Source organism: Niallia sp. NCCP-28 (assembly GCF_023168165.1).
Taxonomy (GTDB): domain Bacteria; phylum Bacillota; class Bacilli; order Bacillales; family Cytobacillaceae; genus Niallia.
Map to the genome: position 1 here is coordinate 16,770 of NZ_BQYJ01000014.1, position 22,503 is coordinate 39,272.

Annotated in this window: 26 protein-coding genes and 1 other annotated feature; all 26 genes read left to right on the forward strand. The window is 38.3% G+C overall.

The annotated features are described in order from the left end of the window. Positions 1–56 precede the first annotated feature (56 nt). A complete protein-coding gene (gene rplK / locus NCCP28_RS21430; RefSeq protein ID WP_141434103.1) occupies positions 57–482 on the forward strand; it encodes a 50S ribosomal protein L11 in 426 nt (141 codons plus the stop codon). 112 nt (positions 483–594) lie between these two features. Continuing rightward, complete coding sequence (gene rplA, locus NCCP28_RS21435; RefSeq protein ID WP_248563258.1) at positions 595–1,284, forward strand: 50S ribosomal protein L1; 690 nt, start codon at positions 595–597, stop codon at positions 1,282–1,284. A 55-nt stretch (positions 1,285–1,339) separates the two neighbouring features. Further along, positions 1,340–1,491 (forward strand) — a sequence feature (ribosomal protein L10 leader region). A gap of 30 nt (positions 1,492–1,521) precedes the next feature. Further along, positions 1,522–2,019, forward strand: coding sequence for a 50S ribosomal protein L10 (gene rplJ / locus NCCP28_RS21440; protein WP_248563259.1), 498 nt, complete (start codon positions 1,522–1,524; stop codon positions 2,017–2,019). A gap of 60 nt (positions 2,020–2,079) precedes the next feature. Then, complete coding sequence (rplL, locus tag NCCP28_RS21445) at positions 2,080–2,442, forward strand: 50S ribosomal protein L7/L12 (RefSeq protein WP_248563260.1); 363 nt, start codon at positions 2,080–2,082, stop codon at positions 2,440–2,442. A gap of 117 nt (positions 2,443–2,559) precedes the next feature. Beyond that, positions 2,560–3,165, forward strand: a complete 606-nt coding sequence (locus tag NCCP28_RS21450; protein ID WP_248563261.1) for a class I SAM-dependent methyltransferase — start codon at positions 2,560–2,562, stop codon at positions 3,163–3,165. A 245-nt stretch (positions 3,166–3,410) separates the two neighbouring features. After that, on the forward strand, positions 3,411–6,968 hold the full coding sequence (rpoB, locus tag NCCP28_RS21455; RefSeq protein WP_248563262.1) for a DNA-directed RNA polymerase subunit beta: 3,558 nt from the start codon (positions 3,411–3,413) through the stop codon (positions 6,966–6,968). A 124-nt stretch (positions 6,969–7,092) separates the two neighbouring features. Then, entirely contained in the window at positions 7,093–10,692 is a 3,600-nt protein-coding gene (gene rpoC, locus NCCP28_RS21460) for a DNA-directed RNA polymerase subunit beta' (protein ID WP_248563263.1), read from the forward strand. Positions 10,693–10,847: 155 nt separating this feature from the next. Continuing rightward, complete coding sequence (locus tag NCCP28_RS21465; protein ID WP_248563264.1) at positions 10,848–11,096, forward strand: 50S ribosomal protein L7ae-like protein; 249 nt, start codon at positions 10,848–10,850, stop codon at positions 11,094–11,096. A gap of 99 nt (positions 11,097–11,195) precedes the next feature. Then, positions 11,196–11,618 (forward strand): 30S ribosomal protein S12, encoded by a 423-nt coding sequence (gene rpsL, locus NCCP28_RS21470; protein WP_101176308.1) that lies wholly within the window; start codon positions 11,196–11,198, stop codon positions 11,616–11,618. Positions 11,619–11,655: 37 nt separating this feature from the next. Continuing rightward, positions 11,656–12,126 carry a 30S ribosomal protein S7 gene (gene rpsG, locus NCCP28_RS21475; RefSeq protein WP_248563265.1) on the forward strand — a complete coding sequence of 157 codons (471 nt, stop codon included), beginning with the start codon at positions 11,656–11,658 and terminating at the stop codon, positions 12,124–12,126. A 48-nt stretch (positions 12,127–12,174) separates the two neighbouring features. Continuing rightward, on the forward strand, positions 12,175–14,250 hold the full coding sequence (fusA, locus tag NCCP28_RS21480) for an elongation factor G (RefSeq protein ID WP_248563266.1): 2,076 nt from the start codon (positions 12,175–12,177) through the stop codon (positions 14,248–14,250). Positions 14,251–14,364: 114 nt separating this feature from the next. Next, complete coding sequence (tuf, locus tag NCCP28_RS21485; protein WP_248563267.1) at positions 14,365–15,552, forward strand: elongation factor Tu; 1,188 nt, start codon at positions 14,365–14,367, stop codon at positions 15,550–15,552. 574 nt (positions 15,553–16,126) lie between these two features. Then, positions 16,127–16,435: a 30S ribosomal protein S10 gene (gene rpsJ, locus NCCP28_RS21490; protein ID WP_009336571.1), complete on the forward strand. Its 309-nt coding sequence runs from the start codon at positions 16,127–16,129 to the stop codon at positions 16,433–16,435. A 40-nt stretch (positions 16,436–16,475) separates the two neighbouring features. Further along, on the forward strand, positions 16,476–17,105 hold the full coding sequence (gene rplC, locus NCCP28_RS21495) for a 50S ribosomal protein L3 (protein WP_248563268.1): 630 nt from the start codon (positions 16,476–16,478) through the stop codon (positions 17,103–17,105). Positions 17,106–17,130: 25 nt separating this feature from the next. Next, positions 17,131–17,754 (forward strand): 50S ribosomal protein L4, encoded by a 624-nt coding sequence (gene rplD / locus NCCP28_RS21500; RefSeq protein ID WP_248563269.1) that lies wholly within the window; start codon positions 17,131–17,133, stop codon positions 17,752–17,754. After that, positions 17,754–18,038 (forward strand): 50S ribosomal protein L23, encoded by a 285-nt coding sequence (gene rplW, locus NCCP28_RS21505; RefSeq protein WP_101176314.1) that lies wholly within the window; start codon positions 17,754–17,756, stop codon positions 18,036–18,038. The genes rplD and rplW overlap by 1 nt, the downstream gene beginning before the upstream one ends. Positions 18,039–18,066: 28 nt before the next feature. Continuing rightward, positions 18,067–18,897: a 50S ribosomal protein L2 gene (gene rplB, locus NCCP28_RS21510; RefSeq protein ID WP_101176315.1), complete on the forward strand. Its 831-nt coding sequence runs from the start codon at positions 18,067–18,069 to the stop codon at positions 18,895–18,897. Positions 18,898–18,957: 60 nt separating this feature from the next. Continuing rightward, positions 18,958–19,236 (forward strand): 30S ribosomal protein S19, encoded by a 279-nt coding sequence (rpsS, locus tag NCCP28_RS21515; RefSeq protein ID WP_248563270.1) that lies wholly within the window; start codon positions 18,958–18,960, stop codon positions 19,234–19,236. Between the two features lie 18 nt (positions 19,237–19,254). Beyond that, positions 19,255–19,596 carry a 50S ribosomal protein L22 gene (rplV, locus tag NCCP28_RS21520; protein WP_233318686.1) on the forward strand — a complete coding sequence of 114 codons (342 nt, stop codon included), beginning with the start codon at positions 19,255–19,257 and terminating at the stop codon, positions 19,594–19,596. Positions 19,597–19,599: 3 nt separating this feature from the next. Further along, a complete protein-coding gene (rpsC, locus tag NCCP28_RS21525; protein ID WP_101176318.1) occupies positions 19,600–20,256 on the forward strand; it encodes a 30S ribosomal protein S3 in 657 nt (218 codons plus the stop codon). Between the two features lies 1 nt (position 20,257). Further along, positions 20,258–20,692 carry a 50S ribosomal protein L16 gene (gene rplP / locus NCCP28_RS21530; protein WP_101176319.1) on the forward strand — a complete coding sequence of 145 codons (435 nt, stop codon included), beginning with the start codon at positions 20,258–20,260 and terminating at the stop codon, positions 20,690–20,692. Next, complete coding sequence (gene rpmC, locus NCCP28_RS21535; RefSeq protein WP_003351417.1) at positions 20,682–20,885, forward strand: 50S ribosomal protein L29; 204 nt, start codon at positions 20,682–20,684, stop codon at positions 20,883–20,885. The genes rplP and rpmC overlap by 11 nt, the downstream gene beginning before the upstream one ends. Before the next feature lie 20 nt (positions 20,886–20,905). Beyond that, positions 20,906–21,169 (forward strand): 30S ribosomal protein S17, encoded by a 264-nt coding sequence (gene rpsQ / locus NCCP28_RS21540; RefSeq protein ID WP_248563271.1) that lies wholly within the window; start codon positions 20,906–20,908, stop codon positions 21,167–21,169. Positions 21,170–21,210: 41 nt separating this feature from the next. Next, entirely contained in the window at positions 21,211–21,579 is a 369-nt protein-coding gene (rplN, locus tag NCCP28_RS21545) for a 50S ribosomal protein L14 (RefSeq protein WP_248563272.1), read from the forward strand. A 35-nt stretch (positions 21,580–21,614) separates the two neighbouring features. Then, positions 21,615–21,926 carry a 50S ribosomal protein L24 gene (rplX, locus tag NCCP28_RS21550; RefSeq protein ID WP_248563273.1) on the forward strand — a complete coding sequence of 104 codons (312 nt, stop codon included), beginning with the start codon at positions 21,615–21,617 and terminating at the stop codon, positions 21,924–21,926. 26 nt (positions 21,927–21,952) lie between these two features. Further along, positions 21,953–22,492: a 50S ribosomal protein L5 gene (gene rplE / locus NCCP28_RS21555; RefSeq protein ID WP_101176323.1), complete on the forward strand. Its 540-nt coding sequence runs from the start codon at positions 21,953–21,955 to the stop codon at positions 22,490–22,492. The last annotated feature ends 11 nt before the right edge of the window (positions 22,493–22,503 follow it).

The following is a 22,503-nucleotide window of genomic DNA, read 5'->3' on the forward strand; positions in this document are numbered from 1 at the left end:
GAGTGGGAGGGGTATTCCCCTATTACCACATCACGGACTTTAAGGAGGTGTGTCTCGTGGCTAAAAAAGTAATTAAAGTTGTTAAATTGCAAATTCCAGCAGCTAAAGCAAATCCGGCACCACCAGTTGGTCCAGCTTTGGGTCAAGCAGGTGTTAATATCATGGGATTCTGTAAGGAGTTTAATGCTCGTACAGCTGAACAAGCTGGTTTAATTATTCCTGTTGAAATTACGGTTTTTGAAGACCGTTCATTTACATTTATTACAAAAACTCCACCTGCTGCTGTTTTACTTAAAAAAGCGGCTGGGATTGAGTCGGGTTCTGGTGAACCAAACCGTAATAAAGTAGCAACTGTTAAGCGTGATAAAGTGCGCGAGATTGCTGAAACGAAAATGCCTGATTTAAATGCAGCTAGCGTTGAAGCAGCTATGCGCATGGTTGAAGGTACTGCCCGCAGCATGGGTATTGTTATTGAAGACTAAACCGTTTTAAGGTTTGTTGATTAAGGTTGCGACAACGAGTAATCAAAAGTCGCAACCTTAATTCGTGGGAGGTAATTCCGCTAAAACCACAATTCAAGGAGGAAATATCATTATGGCTAAAAAAGGTAAGAAGTATTTAGAAGCTATCAAACTTGTTGATCGTACTAAAGCTTACCCAGTTCAAGAAGCAGTAGAATTAGTTAAAAAAACAAGCACTACAAAATTTGATGCATCAGTTGAAGTTGCTTTCCGTTTAGGGGTAGACCCTAAGAAGGCTGACCAACAAATTCGTGGAGCAGTTGTTCTTCCGCATGGTACTGGTAAAACTCAACGTGTATTAGTGTTTGCTAAAGGTGAAAAAATCAAAGAAGCAGAAGCTGCAGGCGCAGACTATGTTGGAGATGCTGAGTATATCAACAAAATCCAACAAGGTTGGTTTGAGTTTGACGTAATCGTTGCAACTCCAGATATGATGGGTGAAGTTGGTAAACTTGGTCGTGTATTAGGACCTAAAGGTTTAATGCCAAACCCTAAAACTGGTACAGTAACTTTTGATGTTACAAAAGCGGTTAATGAAATTAAAGCAGGTAAAGTTGAATACCGTGTTGATAAAGCTGGAAACATCCATGTTCCAATCGGTAAAGTTTCATTTGAAGAAACTAAACTTGTTGAAAACTTCAAAACTATTTTTGAAACAATGCAAAAAGTTAAACCAGCAGCTGCAAAAGGAACTTACATGAAGAATGTTGCTATAACTTCTACAATGGGTCCTGGAGTAAAAGTAGATCCTGCTACTGTTTAATATAAAAGTATTTGACAAAACAAGTATGATAGAATATACTACATCTTGTTGTTAAAAATAAATAACATTTGTACCATAGACAGTAGGCGCTCTAATTTAGAGCTTAATATCCTACCGAGGTAATACGATAGATTTTAATCAGTTGTTTAATCAACTATTGTATATCCCTCCATGTCTAGTTTGATGTGGAGGTTTTTACTTTCCGGTATAAATGTAGATTCTACAGGAGGTGTAAAGATGAGCGTAATTGAACAAAAGAAACAAATAGTACAAGATATTGCTGATAAATTCAAAGCAAGTAAATCAACAATCGTTGTTGATTACCGCGGTCTAACTGTTTCTGAAGTAACTGAACTTCGTAAACAACTTCGTGAAGCTGGCGTTGAATTTAAAGTATTCAAAAACACATTAACACGCCGCGCTGCTGAAGCTGCAGATTTAGCTGGTCTTAATGATGCTTTAACTGGTCCTAATGCAATTGCTTTCAGTACGGAAGATGTTGTGGCACCAGCAAAAATCCTTAATGACTTCGCTAAAAAGAATGAAGCTCTTGAAATTAAAGCAGGTGTTATCGAAGGTAACATTGCTTCAGTTGAAGATGTTAAAGCTCTTGCTGAACTTCCTTCACGCGAAGGCTTACTTTCTATGTTGCTTAGTGTGCTACAAGCACCAATTCGCAACCTTGCTCTTGCGACAAAAGCAGTTGCAGAACAAAAAGAAGAACAAGGCGCATAATAAAATACGCTATTGTAGCGTATCCTAATAAACTTATAAAACACAAGGAGGAACATAATAATGTCTAAAGAACAAATCTTAGAAGCAGTTAAAGCAATGACTGTTTTAGAATTAAACGACTTAGTAAAAGCTATTGAAGAAGAATTTGGTGTAACTGCTGCAGCTCCTGTAGCTGTTGCTGGTGCTGCTGGTGGAGAAGCTGTAGCTGAAAAAACTGAATTTGACGTAGTTCTTGCATCTCCTGGAGATCAAAAAATCAAAGTTATCAAAGTTGTACGTGAAATCACTGGTCTTGGTCTTAAAGAAGCAAAAGAACTTGTTGATAACACTCCTAAAGCTGTTAAAGAAGGAATTTCTAAAGAAGAAGCTGAAGAAGTCAAAGGTAAACTTGAAGAAGTTGGAGCTAACGTTGAAGTTAAGTAATGTTAGATTCGAAAAGCTCGCTTTATAAGCGGGCTTTTTTCCTCTTAAAAATAATTTGCATCAAAAATGTAATCCTCTGTGATACTTCGGTTATATTCCCCAATGGAGGTGGTTGGTTTGACGGAACATTATTATTCCCGTACTCAAAATGTAAGTAGTGATCCAAATTATTGGAACTATCCTTTGAATGGCAGAAGTTTCCGCTTTAAAACTGATAATGGTGTTTTCTCTAAAAAAGAAGTAGATTTTGGATCGAAACTATTAATTGAAACATACGAAGCACCTAGTGTTTCAGGTGACATTTTGGATGTTGGGTGCGGTTATGGACCGATAGGTCTTTCTATTGCAAAAGATAATAGTGATAGAAAAATTCATATGATTGATGTTAACCAAAGAGCGTTAGAACTTGCAAAAGAAAACTCCATACTAAATGAAGTTCGTAATGTTGCTATATATGAAAGTGATAGGCTTCTACAAGTGGAGCATAAAATATTTGCATCTATCGTAACAAATCCGCCGATTCGGGCAGGGAAAAATATAGTTCATGATATTTTTGAACAAAGTTTTGATCATCTGGCATTTGGTGGGGAACTTTGGGTTGTCATTCAAAAAAAACAAGGTGCGCCATCCGCTATTGCTAAATTAGAACAATTGTTTCAAGAGGTAGAAGTGAAGATAAAGAAAAAAGGTTATTTTATAATCAAAGCAAAAAAGATTGACTAGTCGAAAACGTTGTGATAGCATTGTATAATGCCAATATATTATTTTTCTGATAAGTATTTTTTTATGCATAAAAAGTATAAAAAAGGACTAAATCGGAGAAACTAACAAAATAATACCAGAAATATGAAAATGTGGTTTTTTTGATTTGAAAACCCTTTTTCTTTTTGTCTTATAAATAACGCGGTAAAAGTTTTTATAAGATGATAATAGATGTACTATAACGTTTGATTTGAGGGGTGAATCAGTTGACAGGTCAACTTGTTCAGTATGGACGACACCGCCAGCGAAGAAGCTATGCACGAATCAGTGAAGTTTTAGAATTACCAAATCTAATAGAAATCCAAACCTCTTCCTATCAATGGTTTTTAGATGAGGGATTACGTGAAATGTTCCAAGATATTTCACCAATTGAGGACTTTACTGGCAACTTATCGCTTGAGTTTATTGACTACAGCTTAGGTGATCCAAAATATTCAGTAGAAGAATCAAAAGAGCGAGATGTTACATATTCTGCACCTTTGCGTGTGAAAGTTCGTCTTGTAAATAAAGAAACAGGAGAAGTAAAGGACCAAGATGTATTCATGGGTGATTTCCCACTTATGACTGAAACAGGTACTTTCGTTATTAATGGGGCTGAACGTGTTATCGTTTCTCAATTAGTAAGATCTCCGAGTGTATATTACAATGGTAAGTTAGACAAGAACGGTAAAAAAGGGTTTACAGCAACTGTAATTCCAAACCGTGGCGCTTGGCTAGAATATGAAACCGATGCAAAAGATGTTGTTTATGTACGTATTGACCGTACACGTAAACTTCCAGTAACGGTTCTTTTACGCGCATTAGGATTTGGCTCAGATCAAGAGATTCTTGAATTAATCGGAGACAACGAATACTTGCGCAATACATTAGAAAAAGATAACACCGAAGGTACAGAAAAAGCGTTGCTAGAAATATACGAACGTTTGCGCCCAGGTGAGCCGCCTACAGTTGAAAATGCTAAGAGTTTATTAGTTTCAAGATTTTTTGATCCTAAAAGATATGATCTTGCAAATGTAGGACGCTATAAAATCAATAAAAAACTTCATATAAAAAATAGATTGTTTGGTCAACGTTTAGCAGAGACACTTGTTGATGCAGAAACAGGAGAAATAATAGCAGAAAAAGGTACGCTTTTAGATCGCCGTGCATTGGATCGCATTATACCAAACTTAGAAAATAACATTGGTTTTAAAACGCTTAGCCCATATGGCGGTGTATTAGAAGATGATGTTATTGTTCAATCTGTAAAAATTTATTCTCCTCTTGATGAAGGAGATAAAGAAATTAATGTTATTAGCAATGCGTATGTAGAAGAAGAAGTGAAAAATATTTCTCCAGCAGATATTATCGCGTCTATTAGTTATTTCTTTAACCTTCTGCATGGTGTTGGTTTAACAGATGATATCGACCATTTAGGGAACAGACGTTTACGTTCTGTAGGCGAACTGTTGCAAAACCAATTTAGAATTGGTTTATCAAGAATGGAACGTGTAGTTCGTGAAAGAATGTCTATTCAAGATACTAACACGATTACACCGCAACAACTTATTAATATACGTCCGGTTATTGCATCCATCAAAGAATTCTTTGGTAGTTCTCAATTATCACAGTTTATGGATCAAACCAATCCTCTTGCTGAGTTAACGCATAAGCGTCGTTTATCAGCTTTAGGGCCTGGAGGATTAACAAGAGAACGTGCTGGGATGGAAGTGCGTGACGTTCACTATTCTCACTACGGTCGTATGTGTCCAATCGAAACGCCTGAGGGACCAAATATTGGTCTAATCAACTCACTTTCTTCTTTTGCTAAAGTAAATCGTTTTGGATTTATTGAAACTCCGTATCGCCGAGTTGATCCGGAGACTGGATTAGTTTCAAGTCGTATTGACTACTTGACAGCAGATGAAGAAGATAACTACGTTGTAGCACAAGCGAATGTACGCTTAGGAGACGATGGTGCATTTTTAGATGAGGAAGTTGTTGCTCGTTTTAGAGGGGAAAATACAGTAGTACGCCGTGATCGCGTTGATTATATGGATGTATCGCCTAAGCAGGTTGTATCTGCCGCGACAGCATGTATTCCTTTCTTAGAAAATGATGACTCCAACCGTGCGCTAATGGGTGCAAACATGCAGCGTCAAGCAGTGCCTTTAATGCAGCCGGAATCTCCAAGAGTAGGGACTGGAATGGAATATGTTTCAGGTAAAGACTCTGGTGCTGCCGTTATCTGCAAACATGATGGTATTGTTGAACATGTTGAAGCACGTGAAGTTTTGGTTAGAAGAATTAAAGTTATAGATGGCCAAGAAGTAAAAGGCAATCTAGATAAATATAAAATGCTTAAATTTATTCGTTCCAACCAAGGAACTTGCTATAACCAACGCCCAATTGTGGCAGTTGGAAATAGAGTAAAAAAAGGCGAGATTTTAGCGGATGGCCCTTCTATGGAATTAGGAGAGTTGGCACTAGGTAGAAACGTTCTTGTTGCATTTATGACATGGGACGGCTATAACTATGAAGATGCTATTATCATGAGTGAACGTCTTGTTAAAGATGATGTATATACATCTATTCATATAGAAGAATACGAATCAGAGTCTCGCGATACAAAGCTTGGACCAGAAGAAATAACTCGTGATATACCAAATGTCGGGGAAGATGCACTACGCAATCTTGACGATCGTGGAATTATCCGAATTGGTGCAGAAGTAAAAGATGGAGACCTTCTAGTTGGGAAAGTAACTCCAAAAGGAGTAACAGAACTAACAGCTGAAGAGCGTCTGCTTCATGCTATATTTGGTGAAAAAGCTCGTGAAGTGCGTGACACTAGTTTGCGTGTTCCACATGGCGGCGGTGGAATTGTTCATGATGTAAAAGTGTTTAATCGTGAAGATGGTGATGAGCTACCACCAGGTGTTAACCAGCTTGTTCGTGTATATATTGTTCAAAAGCGTAAAATCCATGAAGGAGATAAGATGGCGGGGCGCCATGGTAATAAAGGGGTTATCTCTCGTATATTGCCAGAAGAAGATATGCCATACCTTCCTGATGGAACACCAGTAGATATCATGTTAAATCCTTTAGGGGTACCTTCACGTATGAACATCGGACAGGTACTTGAACTACATCTTGGAATGGCTGCAAGAAGCCTGAATATCCATGTTGCTTCACCAGTATTCGATGGAGCTAGGGAAGAAGATGTTTGGGAAACAATTCGCGAAGCTGGAATGGCTCAAGATGCTAAGACTGTTTTATATGATGGACGTTCTGGAGAACCATTTGATAACCGCGTTTCTGTTGGAGTTATGTACATGATCAAACTTGCTCACATGGTTGATGATAAACTTCATGCTCGTTCTACAGGGCCTTACTCACTTGTAACGCAGCAGCCACTAGGCGGTAAAGCACAGTTTGGCGGACAACGTTTTGGAGAGATGGAAGTTTGGGCACTTGAAGCTTACGGGGCAGCATATACTTTACAAGAAATTCTAACTGTTAAATCGGACGATGTAGTTGGTCGCGTGAAAACATATGAAGCAATTGTTAAAGGGGAAAATGTTCCAGAACCTGGAGTGCCAGAATCTTTCCGTGTATTAATGAAGGAACTTCAAAGTTTAGGTCTGGATGTTAAAATCCTTTCAAGCACTGAAGAAGAAATTGAAATGAGAGATACAGATGATGATGATATACAACAGGCTGAATCTCTTACTATAGTACCTGATACACAAGAGCCTGAATCAGAAAAAGTGGGCATACAAGAGTAATTTTAAGCATTTAGATGAAGGCTGACACTAAAGAAAAGGGTCAGCCTTCATTAAAGTATATACTTAGTTTTTTATTATGTGGCAATTTTTGGAATGCCTCAAGATCAAAAGGGAGGTAGGACCCTTGTTGGATGTAAACAATTTTGAATTTATGAAAATCGGTCTTGCTTCACCAGACAAGATTCGTTCATGGTCATACGGTGAAGTAAAAAAACCAGAAACTATTAACTATCGGACATTAAAACCGGAAAAAGACGGCCTGTTTTGTGAGCGTATTTTCGGTCCTACAAAAGACTGGGAATGTCATTGTGGAAAATATAAACGTGTTCGCTATAAAGGTGTTGTCTGTGATCGCTGCGGAGTTGAAGTAACTCGTGCAAAAGTTCGACGTGAACGTATGGGACATATTGAACTAGCAGCACCTGTATCACATATATGGTATTTTAAAGGGATTCCTAGCCGTATGGGTCTTGTTCTAGACATGTCTCCACGTGCATTAGAAGAAGTTATTTATTTTGCTTCGTATGTTGTTACTGACTCTGGTGATACTGCATTAGAAAAGAAACAACTTCTATCTGAAAAGGAATATAGAGCGTATCGAGATAAATATGGCTCTAAATTCCAAGCTTCTATGGGAGCAGAAGCTATTAAAAAATTATTGTCAGATATTGACCTAAATAAAGATGTGGAAGCGTTAAAAGAAGAATTAAAGACAGCACAAGGACAAAGACGTACTCGTGCAATCAAACGATTAGAAGTATTAGAAGCGTTTCGTGGATCAGGCAATGAACCTTCTTGGATGATTTTAGATGTACTTCCGGTTATTCCACCAGAGTTGCGTCCAATGGTTCAATTAGATGGGGGCCGTTTTGCAACCTCTGATTTGAATGATTTATATCGCCGTGTTATTAATCGTAATAATCGTTTAAAAAGATTATTAGATTTAGGTGCACCAAGCATTATTGTGCAAAATGAAAAACGTATGCTTCAAGAAGCTGTAGATGCATTGATTGATAATGGCCGTCGTGGCCGTCCGGTAACAGGACCAGGAAACAGACCTTTAAAATCATTATCTCATATGCTTAAAGGTAAGCAAGGGCGTTTCCGTCAAAACTTATTAGGCAAACGTGTCGATTACTCTGGTCGTTCTGTAATTGTAGTAGGACCAAACTTAAAGATGTATCAATGTGGACTACCAAGAGAAATGGCTTTAGAGCTATTTAAACCTTTCGTAATGAAAGAGCTGGTTGAAAAAGGTTTAGCTCATAATATTAAATCAGCTAAACGTAAAATTGAAAGAGTACAACCCGAAGTATGGGATGTGTTAGAAGAAGTTATTAGAGAGCACCCAGTATTGCTTAACCGTGCACCTACTCTTCATAGATTAGGAATTCAGGCTTTTGAACCAACATTAGTAGAAGGCCGTGCTATACGCCTTCATCCATTAGTATGTACAGCATACAATGCCGATTTTGATGGTGACCAAATGGCTGTTCACGTTCCTTTATCTTCTGAGGCGCAAGCTGAGGCAAGACTTTTAATGTTAGCAGCACAAAATATCCTTAATCCTAAAGATGGTAAACCAGTAGTTACACCTTCGCAGGATATGGTACTAGGTAACTATTACTTAACTTTAGAAAGAGAAAACGCTGTTGGTGAAGGGATGGTATTTAATGACACCAGCGAGGCAATATTAGCATATCAAAATGGATATGTTCATTTACACACTCGTGTAGCTGTTCGCGCTAGTTCATTAAATAATGAAACATTCACAGAAGAGCAAAATAAACAATTGCTGATTACGACAGTAGGTAAGTTAATCTTCAATGAGATTTTGCCTGAATCTTTCCCATATATTAATGAACCTACAAAAGCTAATCTGGAAGAGAAAACGCCAGAACGATTCTTTGTTGAACAGGGTACAGATATACCTGCAGCTATAAAAGAAATGCCGATAATTGATCCATTTAAAAAGAAAATTTTAGGTAACATTATTGCAGAGGTATTTAAGCGATTTAAAATTACCGAAACATCCAAAATGCTAGACAGAATGAAAGATCTAGGTTTTAGACATTCAACAAAAGCCGGTATCACTGTTGGTGTTGCGGATATCGTAGTATTAGGTGAAAAACAAGAAATTATCGATGAAGCACAAAAGAAAGTTGATAATGTTTTAAAACAATTTAGACGTGGATTAATTACAGAAGAAGAGCGTTATGATAGAGTTATTTCTATCTGGAGTGCTGCTAAAGACGTGATTCAAGCTAAATTGATGAAATCACTTGATAAACGAAATCCAATCTTTATGATGAGTGACTCGGGAGCTCGTGGTAACGCATCTAACTTTACACAGCTTGCTGGTATGCGTGGTCTGATGGCCAACCCGGCTGGTAGAATTATCGAGTTGCCAATCATTTCAAGTTTCCGTGAAGGATTAACGGTATTGGAGTACTTTATCTCTACGCATGGTGCCCGTAAAGGTCTTGCAGATACAGCACTTAAAACAGCTGACTCTGGTTACTTAACTCGTCGCCTTGTAGATGTGGCGCAAGATGTTATTATTCGTGAAGATGATTGTGGAACAGACAGAGGTTTATTAGTTGCAGCTCTTAAAGAGGGAACAGAAATTATTGAACCTTTAGATGAGCGTTTAATCGGCCGTTATGCTAGAAGACCAATTAGACATCCGGAAACTCAAGCAGTAATTGTTCCTGAAAATGGATTGATTACGGAAGATCTTGCTGTAGAAGTAATGGAAGCTAATATTGAGGAAGTGTGGATTCGTTCTGCATTCACATGTAATACACGTCATGGAGTATGTAAAAAATGTTATGGTCGAAACTTGGCAACAGGTCAAGAGGTTGAAGTAGGGGAAGCTGTGGGAATTATTGCGGCTCAATCTATTGGTGAACCAGGTACACAGTTAACAATGCGTACTTTCCATACAGGTGGTGTTGCCGGAGATGATATTACACAAGGTTTACCTCGTATTCAGGAGATTTTCGAAGCTCGGAATCCAAAAGGGCAAGCGGTTATCACTGAAATGGCAGGGGTTGTAGTAGGCATTAACGAAGGTAGAGACCGCCAGCATGAAATTGTTGTTCAAGGGGAATTAGAAACTAGAACATACACAGCTCCATATACAGCGCGCCTAAAGGTTGCTATTGATGATGTAGTGGAACAGGGGCAAGAGTTAACGGAAGGTTCAATTGATCCTAAAGAATTGATCAAAGTGAAGAATGTAACTGCGGTTCAAGAATACCTTCTTCGTGAAGTGCAAAAAGTATATCGTATGCAGGGTGTTGAAATTGGAGATAAGCACGTTGAAGTTATGGTTCGCCAAATGCTTCGTAAAGTTCGTGTAGTAGATGCTGGTGAGACGGATGTATTGCCAGGTACCTTACTTGATATTCACCAATTTACTGATGCGAATGCCAAAGCATTAAAAGTGGGTAAATTACCAGCAACTGGAAGACCTGTATTGTTAGGTATTACAAAAGCTTCTCTTGAAACAGATTCATTCTTATCTGCAGCATCATTCCAAGAAACAACAAGAGTTTTAACTGATGCAGCGATTAAAGGTAAACGTGACGAATTGTTAGGATTAAAAGAGAATGTTATCATAGGTAAACTTGTACCAGCAGGAACAGGTATGCCAAGATATCGTCATGCAGAACCAATAACAGCAGATGAATTGTCAGAGGAATCAGTAACGGTAGAATAACAATAAATAATGAATATCTCTTTAATCCACTCTTTTGGATTAAAGAGATATTCATAAATATAAAAAAGTTTTTATGAAAGTATTTGACATTAATTCTGTAAGATGTTACTATATCAAAGGTGCTCCTATTCACCTGTTGCTTTGGAGGATATAACATGTCTTATGATAAAGTAATACAGGCTAATAAATTTGTAGTAGGAACAAAGCAAACAGTCAAAGCGTTAAAATCGGGTAATGTAACGGAAATAATAGTTGCAAAAGATGCAGATCCAGTTATAATTGGAAAGGTAATTGAAGCAGCTAAAGAAGTTAATGTACCTTTTATACTTGTTGAATCCATGATGAAGCTTGGCCAATCATGTGGAATAGAAGTAGGCGCAGTAGCTGTTGCCATAATTAATTAAATTGTTTTTGTGGAATATACCATGAAAACTTTGTTTTTGCCCTAATATGAACCACCTGGATGTGTGGGCTTTAAACATAAAAGAAGGGAGGAAAAAGAAATGCCTACAATTAACCAATTAGTACGCAAGCCTCGTCGTTCTGAAAAAGAAAAGTCGAAGTCACCTGCGTTAAACAAAGGTTATAACAGCTTCAAAAAAACACAAACAGACGTATCTTCACCTCAAAAACGTGGGGTATGTACTCGTGTTGGTACAATGACTCCAAAAAAACCGAACTCAGCGTTGCGTAAATATGCTCGTGTACGTTTGACAAACGGAATTGAGGTTACTGCATACATTCCTGGTATTGGACATAACTTGCAAGAGCACAGTGTTGTTCTAATCCGTGGAGGACGTGTAAAAGACTTACCAGGGGTACGTTATCACATTGTTCGTGGTGCACTTGATACAGCTGGTGTTAACAACCGTATGCAAGGTCGTTCAAAATATGGTACAAAAAGACCAAAAGCAGCAAAAAAATAAAAAACAATTAACAGCATGATTGAAAGGAGGAAATCAAATGCCACGTAAAGGTCCTGTAGCAAAAAGAGACGTTTTACCAGATCCAATTTATAATTCTAAACTAGTTTCTCGTTTAATTAATAAAATGATGATCGATGGCAAGAGAGGTAAATCTCAAGCTATCTTATATTCAGCTTTTGAAATCGTTGCAGAACGTTCTGGAAAGGATGCTATCGAAGTTTTCGATCAAGCATTAAAGAACATTATGCCAGTTCTTGAAGTTAAAGCTCGCCGTGTTGGTGGTTCTAACTATCAAGTTCCAGTGGAGGTTCGTCCAGACAGACGTACTACACTTGGTCTACGTTGGTTAGTTAACTATTCTCGTCTTCGTGGAGAAAAAACAATGGAAGAAAGATTAGCTAACGAAATCCTAGATGCAGCTAACAATACTGGTGCATCTGTGAAAAAACGTGAAGATACTCATAAAATGGCTGAAGCGAACAAAGCGTTTGCTCACTACCGTTGGTAAGATTAACTATCTAATAAAAATACTTTCTTATGGAAGGAGAAATACCAAATGGCTAGAGAGTTCTCCTTGGAAAACACTCGTAATATCGGTATCATGGCGCATATTGATGCAGGTAAAACGACTACAACTGAGCGTGTACTTTATTACACTGGTCGTATCCACAAAATTGGTGAAACTCATGAAGGTGCATCACAAATGGACTGGATGGAGCAAGAGCAAGAACGTGGTATTACGATTACATCAGCAGCAACGACTGCACAATGGCAAGGTAACCGTGTAAACATTATCGATACTCCAGGACACGTAGACTTCACTGTTGAAGTTGAACGTTCATTGCGTGTACTTGATGGTGCCGTAGCTGTACTTGATGCGCAATCTGGTGTTGAACCACAAACAGAAACTGTTTGGCGTCAAGCAACAACTTATGGTGTACCTCGTGTAGTATTTGTTAATAAAATGGATAAAATAGGAGCAGATTTCCTTTATTCATTAGGTACATTGCATGACCGTCTACAAGCTAATGCTCATGCAATTCAACTTCCTATCGGTGCTGAAGATCAATTCGAAGGAATCATCGATTTAGTTGAAATGAAAGCAACTTTCTACGGAAATGACCTTGGAACAGATATTCAAGAACGTGAAATTCCAGAAGAGTATCAAGATCTTGCAGACGAATACCGCGAGAAATTGGTAGAAGCAGTAGCAGAACTTGATGAAGACTTAATGGAAAAATATCTTGGTGGTGAAGAAATCACTACTGATGAATTAAAAGCTGCTATCCGTAAAGGTACAGTTAACGTTGAATTCTATCCAGTTATTTGTGGATCTGCTTTCAAAAATAAAGGTGTACAAAAAATGCTTGATGCAGTTATCGATTATCTTCCATCTCCATTAGATGTACCAGCTATTAAAGGTACTGTTCCTGATTCAGATGAAGAAATAACAAGACCATCTAGTGATGACGAACCATTCGCAGCACTTGCATTTAAAGTAATGACAGATCCATTCGTTGGTAAACTAACATTCTTCCGTGTATATTCTGGTACATTAAGCTCAGGCTCGTATGTACAAAACTCTACAAAAGGTAAGCGTGAGCGTGTAGGACGCATTCTGCAAATGCATGCTAACAGCCGTCAAGAGATTTCAGAAGTACATGCTGGGGATATAGCTGCTGCAGTAGGATTAAAAGATACTACAACTGGAGATACTCTATGTGATGACAAAAATCTAGTTATACTAGAATCTATGGAATTCCCTGAGCCGGTTATTGAGTTATCTATTGAACCTAAATCTAAAGCTGACCAAGATAAAATGACTACTGCTCTTCAAAAATTACAAGAGGAAGATCCAACATTCCGTGCACATACTAACCAAGAAACTGGTCAAGTAATTATTGCGGGTATGGGTGAGCTTCACTTAGACATTTTAGTAGACCGCATGCGTCGTGAATTTAAGGTTGAGGCTAATGTTGGTGCACCGCAGGTTGCTTATCGTGAAACATTCCGTTCTTCTGCATCAGTAGAAGGTAAGTTCTCACGTCAATCTGGTGGACGTGGTCAATATGGTCATGTTTGGATTGAATTCGCACCAAACGAAGAAGGTAAAGGTTTTGAATTTGAAAATGCTATCGTAGGTGGGGTTGTTCCTCGTGAATATATCGCTCCTGTTCAAGCTGGACTTGAAGATGCATTAAACAGAGGAGTACTTGCTGGTTACCCTCTTGTTGACATCAAAGCTAAATTATTTGATGGATCATACCATGATGTTGACTCATCTGAAATGGCGTTTAAAATTGCTGCTTCTATGGCACTAAAAAATGCTGCTTCAAAATGTAGTCCTGTAATCCTTGAACCTGTTATGAAAGTAGAAGTTATCATTCCTGAAGAATACATGGGTGATATCATGGGTAACATCACTTCTCGCCGTGGGCGTGTAGAAGGTATGGAAGCTCGTGGTAATGCTCAAGTTGTTCGTGCAATGGTTCCACTTTCAGAAATGTTTGGATATGCAACTACTTTACGTTCAAGTACTCAAGGTCGTGGAGTATTCTCTATGACGTTTGATCACTACGAAGAAGTACCAAAATCAATCTCTGAAGAGATCATTAAAAAAAATAAAGGGTAATTGTTGATTTTACCTTTTTAATCGAGTATAACTTACTATGTAAGCTTAAAAGCTGTGATATATAATCACAGCTCCAAATACTTAATTTTTTCAAATAAAAGGAGGATTTTCCTAATGGCAAAAGCTAAATACGATCGTTCAAAGCCACACGTAAATATTGGAACAATTGGTCACGTTGACCATGGTAAAACTACTTTAACAGCTGCTATCACAACTGTACTTGCTAAAGCAGGTGGAGCTGAAGCTCGCGGTTATGATCAAATCGACGCTGCTCCAGAAGAGCGTGAGCGTGGAATCACTATCTCAACTGCACACGTTGAGTATGAAACTGCAACTCGTCACTATGCACACGTTGACTGCCCAGGACATGCTGACTATGTTAAAAACATGATCACTGGTGCTGCTCAAATGGACGGCGGTATCCTAGTTGTTTCTGCAACTGACGGTCCAATGCCACAAACTCGTGAGCACATCCTATTATCTCGCCAAGTTGGTGTACCTCACTTAGTTGTTTTCTTAAACAAATGTGATATGGTAGACGACGAAGAGTTATTAGAATTAGTAGAAATGGAAGTTCGTGATCTTCTTTCTGAATATGAGTTCCCTGGTGACGATATTCCTGTAATCAAAGGTTCTGCTCTTAAAGCTTTAGAAGGTGAAGCAGAATGGGAAGAAAAAATCACTGAACTTATGGCTGCAGTAGATGAGTATATCCCAACTCCAGCACGTGACACTGAAAAACCTTTCATGATGCCTGTTGAGGATGTTTTCTCAATCACTGGACGTGGAACAGTTGCTACAGGACGCGTTGAGCGTGGACAAGTTAAAGTTGGTGACGTTATAGACATCATCGGTTTAGCTGAAGAGAAAAAATCAACTACTGTAACTGGTGTTGAAATGTTCCGTAAATTACTTGACTATGCTGAAGCTGGTGACAACATTGGTGCACTTCTTCGTGGGGTTGCTCGTGAAGATATCCAACGTGGACAAGTATTAGCTAAACCAGGTACTATCACTCCACACGTAAAATTCAAAGCTGAAGTTTACGTATTATCAAAAGAAGAAGGTGGACGTCATACTCCATTCTTCACAAACTACCGTCCTCAGTTCTATTTCCGTACAACTGATGTAACTGGTATTTGTAACCTTCCAGAAGGCGTTGAAATGGTAATGCCTGGAGATAACATCGAAATGGACGTAGAACTTATTTCTTCAATCGCTATTGAAGAAGGTACAAAGTTCTCTATCCGTGAAGGTGGACGTACTGTAGGCGCTGGAGTAGTTGCTACAATCGTTGAGTAATTAAAGATTAACAAAAAAACAGGCCAATTATTGGCCTGTTTTTTTGTTGTTTGCCCACAGCCTGGGTTAAATGGAACCGCCGTACGGAGGCTACTAGGTGCCTCCGTCTATCTGATTTAAATAAAGCAGGGTATAAGTACCTTATAATAGATTATAAATTTTTCGCAATCTGTTTTTACCAGTATTTGAGATGTTGTAGTTATGATAAAAGAGCTTTAATATAAGAAGAGTGATTTCTTAAAAGCTAATAGACTATTGTCAAAAAAGTAATTAACAAATTAACATTTCTAAAATAGAAATGTTAATGATTGAAGTGAATTTTTTGATTATTACTTAACGACTTGTAATCTCCATCTAATGTATGTATAATAATTTGAGTGTACAAAACAACTTAAAAGAAAAATAATAAAAGTATTGCTTTTCTTATAATGTTTATGTATAATAGACAATGTTGGTCTTTGACTGCGATGATGTGGAAGGTTGCTGACACACCCGGCCGCTTTGCCATGGCGAGTGTGTGGGAAATTTCCGCGGAGAATGTCTATTTTAAAATAGGCGAAAAGGAGGGAAAATAATGGCAAAACAAAAGATTCGTATCCGTTTAAAAGCGTATGATCATAGAATTCTTGATCAATCTGCTGAGAAAATTGTTGAAACTGCAAAACGTTCTGGTGCAGCTGTTTCTGGTCCGATTCCATTACCGACAGAGAAATCAATTTACACTATCCTACGTGCAGTTCATAAATATAAAGATTCTCGTGAACAATTTGAAATGCGTACGCATAAACGTCTAATCGACATCGTTAATCCAACTCCACAAACAGTTGATTCATTAATGCGTTTAGACTTACCGTCAGGTGTAGATATTGAAATTAAATTATAATTTTTAATAAATATTAAGATTATCAGGAGGTGTGACTGAAATGACCAAAGGAATCTTAGGAAGAAAAGTAGGTATGACTCAAGTTTTTGCTGAAAACGGCAATTTAATTCCAGTAACAGTAGTTGAAGCTGCTCAAAACGTAGTTCTTCAAAAGAAATCTGTTGAAACAGACGGTTATGAAGCTGTTCAAATCGGTTTTGAAGATAAACGTGAAAAGTTGGCTAACAAACCTGAAAAAGGACATGTTGCAAAAGCAAACACTGCTCCTAAGCGCTTCGTTCGTGAATTGAGAGAAGTAAGCTTAGATGAGTATGAAGTTGGTCAAGAAGTCAAAGTAAATGTATTCGCTGAAGGCGATATTGTAGATGTAACAGGAATCTCTAAAGGTAAAGGTTTCCAAGGTTCAATTAAACGCCATGGACAATCTCGTGGACCAATGGCTCACGGATCCCGTTATCATCGTCGCCCAGGTTCAATGGGACCTGTAGCACCAAACCGCGTATTTAAAGGTAAAGCATTACCAGGACGCATGGGTGGAGAACAAGTTACTGTTCAAAACTTAGAAATCGTAAAAGTAGATGTAGAACGTAACCTTCTATTAATTAAAGGGAATGTTCCTGGATCTAAAAAGGCGTTATTAAAAATTAAAACTGCTGTTAAAGCAAAGTAATTAATCTAGAAAGGAGGAAATAAGAATGCCTAAAGTTGCATTATTCAACCAAGATGGTACTCAAGCTGGAGATATCGAATTAAACGAAACAGTTTTCGGTATCGAGCCTAACAACCACGTTTTATTTGAAGCAGTTGTTATGCAAAGAGCTTCTTTACGTCAAGGGACTCATAAAACTAAAATTCGTTCTGAGGTTGCTGGTGGTGGACGTAAACCATGGCGCCAAAAAGGTACAGGACGTGCTCGTCAAGGATCTATCAGATCTCCACAATGGCGTGGTGGTGGAACAGTTTTCGGACCAGTTCCTCGCAGCTATAGCTACAAACTTCCTAAAAAAGTTCGTAGATTAGCAATCAAATCTGCATTATCTTCTAAAGTGTTAGAAGAAAATATCTTAGTAATTGAAAGCCTTGCTTTCGAAGCACCTAAAACAAAAGATTTCAAAGGATTCTTAGGAAATCTATCTGTTGAGAAAAAAGCATTAATCGTTACTGGTGACTTAGATGAAAACGTAGCATTATCTGCTCGTAACATCCCAGGTGTAACAGTTGTTACTGCTTCTGGCATCACAGTTTTAGATGTTTTAAATCATGATAAATTAATCATGACGAAAGCAGCGGTTGAAAAAGTAGAGGAGGTGCTTGCATAATGGATGCACGCGAAACGATTAAGCGCCCCGTTATCACTGAACGTTCTACTGATTTAATGGCTGATAAAAAATATACGTTTGAAGTTGATGTAAGAGCGAATAAAACTCAAGTTAAAGATGCTGTTGAAGAAATCTTTGGCGTTAAAGTTGAAAAAGTTAACATCATGAACTACAAAGGTAAGTTCAAACGTGTAGGACGTTTCGGAGGATACACAAACAAACGTCGTAAAGCAATTGTTAAATTAACTGCTGAAAGCAAAGAAATCGAATTCTTTGAAGCATAAAATATAGAAAAAAGAGGAGGGAATAGATATGGCGATTAAGAAGTATAAACCTACCTCCAACGGTCGACGCAACATGACTTCTTCTGACTTTAGTGAAATCACTACAAGTACACCAGAAAAATCATTGCTTGCTCCTTTAACACGTAAAGGTGGCCGTAATAACCAAGGTAAGTTGACAGTTCGTCATCAAGGTGGAGGTCATAAACGTCAATATCGTATTATCGATTTTAAACGTGATAAAGATGGCATTCCAGGACGCGTTGCTACAATTGAGTATGATCCAAACAGATCTGCAAACATCGCGTTAATTAATTATGTAGACGGAGAAAAACGCTACATTCTTGCACCAAAAAATCTAGAAGTTGGCTTGGAAGTTATGTCAGGACCTGAAGCTGATATTAAACCAGGTAATGCACTTCCATTAGCAAACATTCCAGTAGGTACAGTTATCCATAATATCGAGTTAAAACCAGGAAAAGGCGGACAATTAGTTCGTTCTGCAGGTACATCTGCACAGGTACTTGGTAAAGAAGGTAAATATGTACTTGTACGTTTAAACTCTGGTGAAGTTCGTTTAATTCTTGCAACTTGCCGCGCTTCTATTGGCCAAGTGGGTAATGAACAACATGAACTTATCAACATCGGTAAAGCTGGTCGTTCTCGCTGGTTAGGCAAACGCCCAACAGTTCGTGGTTCTGTAATGAACCCTAATGACCATCCACATGGTGGTGGTGAGGGTCGTTCACCTATCGGACGTAAATCACCAATGTCTCCATGGGGTAAACCAACTCTTGGCTACAAAACTCGTAGCAAGAAAAACAAATCAGATAAATTCATTGTACGTAGCCGTAAAAAATAACGGGGTTGAACTACGGTTCATCGTAAGAACCGTAGAACAATCACGAAGGGAGGTTCAATCATGGGTCGTAGCTTAAAAAAAGGGCCTTTTGTTGATGATCATTTATTATCAAAGATCGAGAAGTTAAGCGAAACGGAAAAAAGACAGGTTATCAAAACTTGGTCTCGCCGTTCTACAATCTTCCCACAATTCATCGGTCAAACAATCGCTGTTTATGATGGTCGCAAACATGTACCAGTTTATGTCACTGAAGATATGGTAGGTCACAAACTTGGAGAATTTGCTCCAACACGTACTTATAAAGGTCATGCAAGTGACGATAAGAAAACAAGACGTTAATGAGAGGAGGGCATTCTAATGCAAGCAAAAGCTGTTGCTAATACAGTTCGTATTGCTCCTCGTAAAGCTCGTTTAGTCGTAGATTTAATTCGAGGTAAGCAAGTAGGCGAAGCAGTATCAATTTTAAAGCTAACTCCAAAGGCTGCTTCACCAATCGTAGAAAAAGTATTAAAATCTGCTATCGCTAACGCAGAGCATAACTACGAAATGGATATTAATAACTTAGTGGTTGAACAAGCATACGTAAATGAAGGACCAACACTTAAACGTTTCCGTCCTCGTGCGATGGGACGTGCAAGTCAAATCAACAAACGTACTAGTCACATCACTATCGTTGTATCAGAAAAGAAGGAGGGATAATCAGTGGGTCAAAAAGTAAATCCAGTCGGTTTGCGTGTCGGAATCATTCGTGATTGGGAATCAAAATGGTACGCAGGTAAAGACTATGCTGATCTTTTACACGAAGACCTTAAAGTTCGTGAGTATATCACTAAACGTTTAAACGATGCATCTGTTTCTAAAGTAGAAATCGAACGTGCAGCTAATCGTTTAAATGTTACAATCCACACTGCTAAACCTGGTATGGTAATTGGTAAAGGTGGTACTGAAGTAGAAGCTTTACGTAAAGCTTTAAACTCACTTACTGGCAAACGTGTACACATCAATATTCTTGAAATTAAAAAAGCGGATATGGATGCAAAACTAGTTGCTGAGAATATTGCTCGTCAATTAGAAAACCGTGTTTCATTCCGTCGTGCACAAAAACAAGCTATCCAACGTTCAATGCGTGTTGGTGCTAAAGGTATTAAAACAATGGTATCAGGTCGCTTAGGCGGAGCAGATATCGCTCGTTCAGAGTCTTACAGTGAGGGTACAGTTCCTCTTCATACTTTACGCGCAGATATCGATTATGCTGCTGCAGAAGCCGATACTACTTATGGTAAATTAGGCGTTAAAGTATGGATCTATCGTGGAGAGATCCTTCCAGCTAAGAAGAAAACTGTGGAAGGAGGCAAATAATATGTTACTACCTAAACGTGTGAAATATCGTCGTGTACACCGTGGAAAAATGCGCGGTCAAGCAAAAGGCGGTACTGAAGTTACTTTCGGTGAATATGGTTTACAATCTTTAGAAGCATCTTGGATTACAAACCGACAAATTGAATCAGCTCGTATTGCGATGACTCGTTATATGAAACGTGGCGGTAAAGTTTGGATTAAAATATTCCCACATAAGCCTTACACTGCAAAGCCTCTTGAAGTCCGCATGGGTTCCGGTAAGGGTGCTCCAGAAGGTTGGGTAGCAGTTGTTAAGCCTGGTAAAATAATGTTTGAAGTTGCTGGTGTATCTGAAGAGATCGCACGTGAGGCACTTCGTCTTGCAGCGCACAAACTTCCAGTTAAATGTAAGTTTGTAAAACGTGAAGAAATTGGTGGTGAAACTAATGAAAGCTAATGAAATTCGTGACCTTACCACTGCAGAAATTGAACAAAAAGTTAAATCCTTAAAAGAAGAGCTTTTCAACCTTCGCTTTCAATTAGCGACTGGACAACTTGAAAATACAGCTCGCATTCGTGAAGTACGCAAAGCGATTGCTCGAATGAAAACAGTCATTCGTGAAAGAGAAATCGGCGTCAACAATCGATAACGTGAGAGGAGGTTCGTACAATGAGCGAACGCAATCAACGCAAGGTCTATACTGGACGTGTTGTTTCAGACAAAATGGATAAGACTATAACTGTTGTTGTTGAAACATATAAAAAACATTCATTATACGGCAAGCGCGTGAAATACTCTAAGAAGTATAAAGCTCACGATGAGCAAAACGCAGCAAAAATCGGCGATGTAGTCCGTATTATGGAAACTCGTCCATTATCCGCTACAAAACGTTTCCGTCTTGTAGAAGTAGTAGAAAAAGCAGTTATTATCTAATTGTTCGGAAATAAGCTTCATCCCGAAGGGAGGTTACACACATGATTCAACAAGAATCACGTTTGAAAGTTGCTGACAACTCTGGTGCTCGTGAAGTACTTACAATTAAAGTTCTTGGTGGTTCAGGCCGCAAAACTGCAAACATCGGTGATATTATCGTTGTTACTGTAAAGCAAGCAACACCAGGTGGCGTTGTTAAAAAAGGTGACGTTGTTAAAGCAGTAGTTGTAAGAACTAAAAGTGGTGTTCGTCGCAAAGACGGTACTTACATTCGTTTCGATGAAAACGCATGTGTAATTATCCGTGACGATAAAAGTCCACGTGGAACACGTATCTTTGGACCAGTTGCACGTGAACTTCGCGATAACAACTTTATGAAAATTGTATCATTAGCTCCAGAAGTACTATAATATAAATCTAATTGCCTTTAAGGAGGTGCGAAAAGATGCATGTAAAAAAAGGTGACAAAGTAATGGTCATCTCTGGTAAGGATAAAGGCAAAAGTGGTGTTGTTCTTGCAGCGTTTCCTAAGAAAAACCGTGTGGTTGTTGAAGGAATCAACATTGTAAAAAAACACTCTAAGCCATCCCAATTGAATCCACAAGGTGGAATCAATGACCAGGAAGCAGCTATTCATGTATCCAACGTTATGCCTATCGACCCTAAAACTGGTGCTCCTACTCGTGTAGGTACAAAAACGGTTGATGGTAAAAAAGTACGCGTAGCGAAAAAATCCGGTGAAATTCTAGATAAATAGTTCAATGAAGAAGGGAGGTACAATGAATGAACCGCCTAAAAGAAAAATTTGTTAAAGAAACTACTCCTGCTCTTATGAGCAAGTTCAATTATAAATCAGTAATGCAAGTTCCGAAACTTGAAAAAATCGTAATCAACATGGGTGTTGGTGATGCTGTTGCAAATGCAAAAGCTCTAGACGTTGCTGTTGAAGAATTATCAATAATAACTGGTCAAAAACCAGTAATTACTCGAGCAAAAAAATCTATTGCAGGTTTCCGTCTACGTGAGGGAATGCCAATCGGTGCAAAAGTTACACTTCGTGGAGAACGCATGTATGAATTTTTTGATAAATTAGTATCTGTATCTCTTCCACGTGTACGTGACTTCCGTGGTATATCTAAAAAATCGTTTGATGGTCGTGGTAACTACACTTTAGGTGTAAAAGAACAATTAATTTTCCCTGAAATTGATTATGATAAAGTAAACAAAGTAAGAGGAATGGATATTGTTATTGTTACAACTGCAAATACTGATGAAGAAGCTCGTGAACTTTTAACTCAATTTGGAATGCCGTTCCAAAAGTAATCTCTAATTAG

Coding starts and splice junctions, on each gene's coding strand:
- rplA (WP_248563258.1), top strand. CDS start 595: ATGGCTAAAAAAGGTAAGAAGTATTTAGAAGCTATCAAACTTGTTGAT.
- rplJ (WP_248563259.1), top strand. CDS start 1,522: ATGAGCGTAATTGAACAAAAGAAACAAATAGTACAAGATATTGCTGAT.
- rplL (WP_248563260.1), top strand. CDS start 2,080: ATGTCTAAAGAACAAATCTTAGAAGCAGTTAAAGCAATGACTGTTTTA.
- NCCP28_RS21465 (WP_248563264.1), top strand. CDS start 10,848: ATGTCTTATGATAAAGTAATACAGGCTAATAAATTTGTAGTAGGAACA.
- rpsL (WP_101176308.1), top strand. CDS start 11,196: ATGCCTACAATTAACCAATTAGTACGCAAGCCTCGTCGTTCTGAAAAA.
- rpsG (WP_248563265.1), top strand. CDS start 11,656: ATGCCACGTAAAGGTCCTGTAGCAAAAAGAGACGTTTTACCAGATCCA.
- fusA (WP_248563266.1), top strand. CDS start 12,175: ATGGCTAGAGAGTTCTCCTTGGAAAACACTCGTAATATCGGTATCATG.
- tuf (WP_248563267.1), top strand. CDS start 14,365: ATGGCAAAAGCTAAATACGATCGTTCAAAGCCACACGTAAATATTGGA.
- rpsJ (WP_009336571.1), top strand. CDS start 16,127: ATGGCAAAACAAAAGATTCGTATCCGTTTAAAAGCGTATGATCATAGA.
- rplC (WP_248563268.1), top strand. CDS start 16,476: ATGACCAAAGGAATCTTAGGAAGAAAAGTAGGTATGACTCAAGTTTTT.
- rplD (WP_248563269.1), top strand. CDS start 17,131: ATGCCTAAAGTTGCATTATTCAACCAAGATGGTACTCAAGCTGGAGAT.
- rplW (WP_101176314.1), top strand. CDS start 17,754: ATGGATGCACGCGAAACGATTAAGCGCCCCGTTATCACTGAACGTTCT.
- rplB (WP_101176315.1), top strand. CDS start 18,067: ATGGCGATTAAGAAGTATAAACCTACCTCCAACGGTCGACGCAACATG.
- rpsS (WP_248563270.1), top strand. CDS start 18,958: ATGGGTCGTAGCTTAAAAAAAGGGCCTTTTGTTGATGATCATTTATTA.
- rplV (WP_233318686.1), top strand. CDS start 19,255: ATGCAAGCAAAAGCTGTTGCTAATACAGTTCGTATTGCTCCTCGTAAA.
- rplP (WP_101176319.1), top strand. CDS start 20,258: ATGTTACTACCTAAACGTGTGAAATATCGTCGTGTACACCGTGGAAAA.
- rpmC (WP_003351417.1), top strand. CDS start 20,682: ATGAAAGCTAATGAAATTCGTGACCTTACCACTGCAGAAATTGAACAA.
- rpsQ (WP_248563271.1), top strand. CDS start 20,906: ATGAGCGAACGCAATCAACGCAAGGTCTATACTGGACGTGTTGTTTCA.
- rplN (WP_248563272.1), top strand. CDS start 21,211: ATGATTCAACAAGAATCACGTTTGAAAGTTGCTGACAACTCTGGTGCT.
- rplX (WP_248563273.1), top strand. CDS start 21,615: ATGCATGTAAAAAAAGGTGACAAAGTAATGGTCATCTCTGGTAAGGAT.
- rplE (WP_101176323.1), top strand. CDS start 21,953: ATGAACCGCCTAAAAGAAAAATTTGTTAAAGAAACTACTCCTGCTCTT.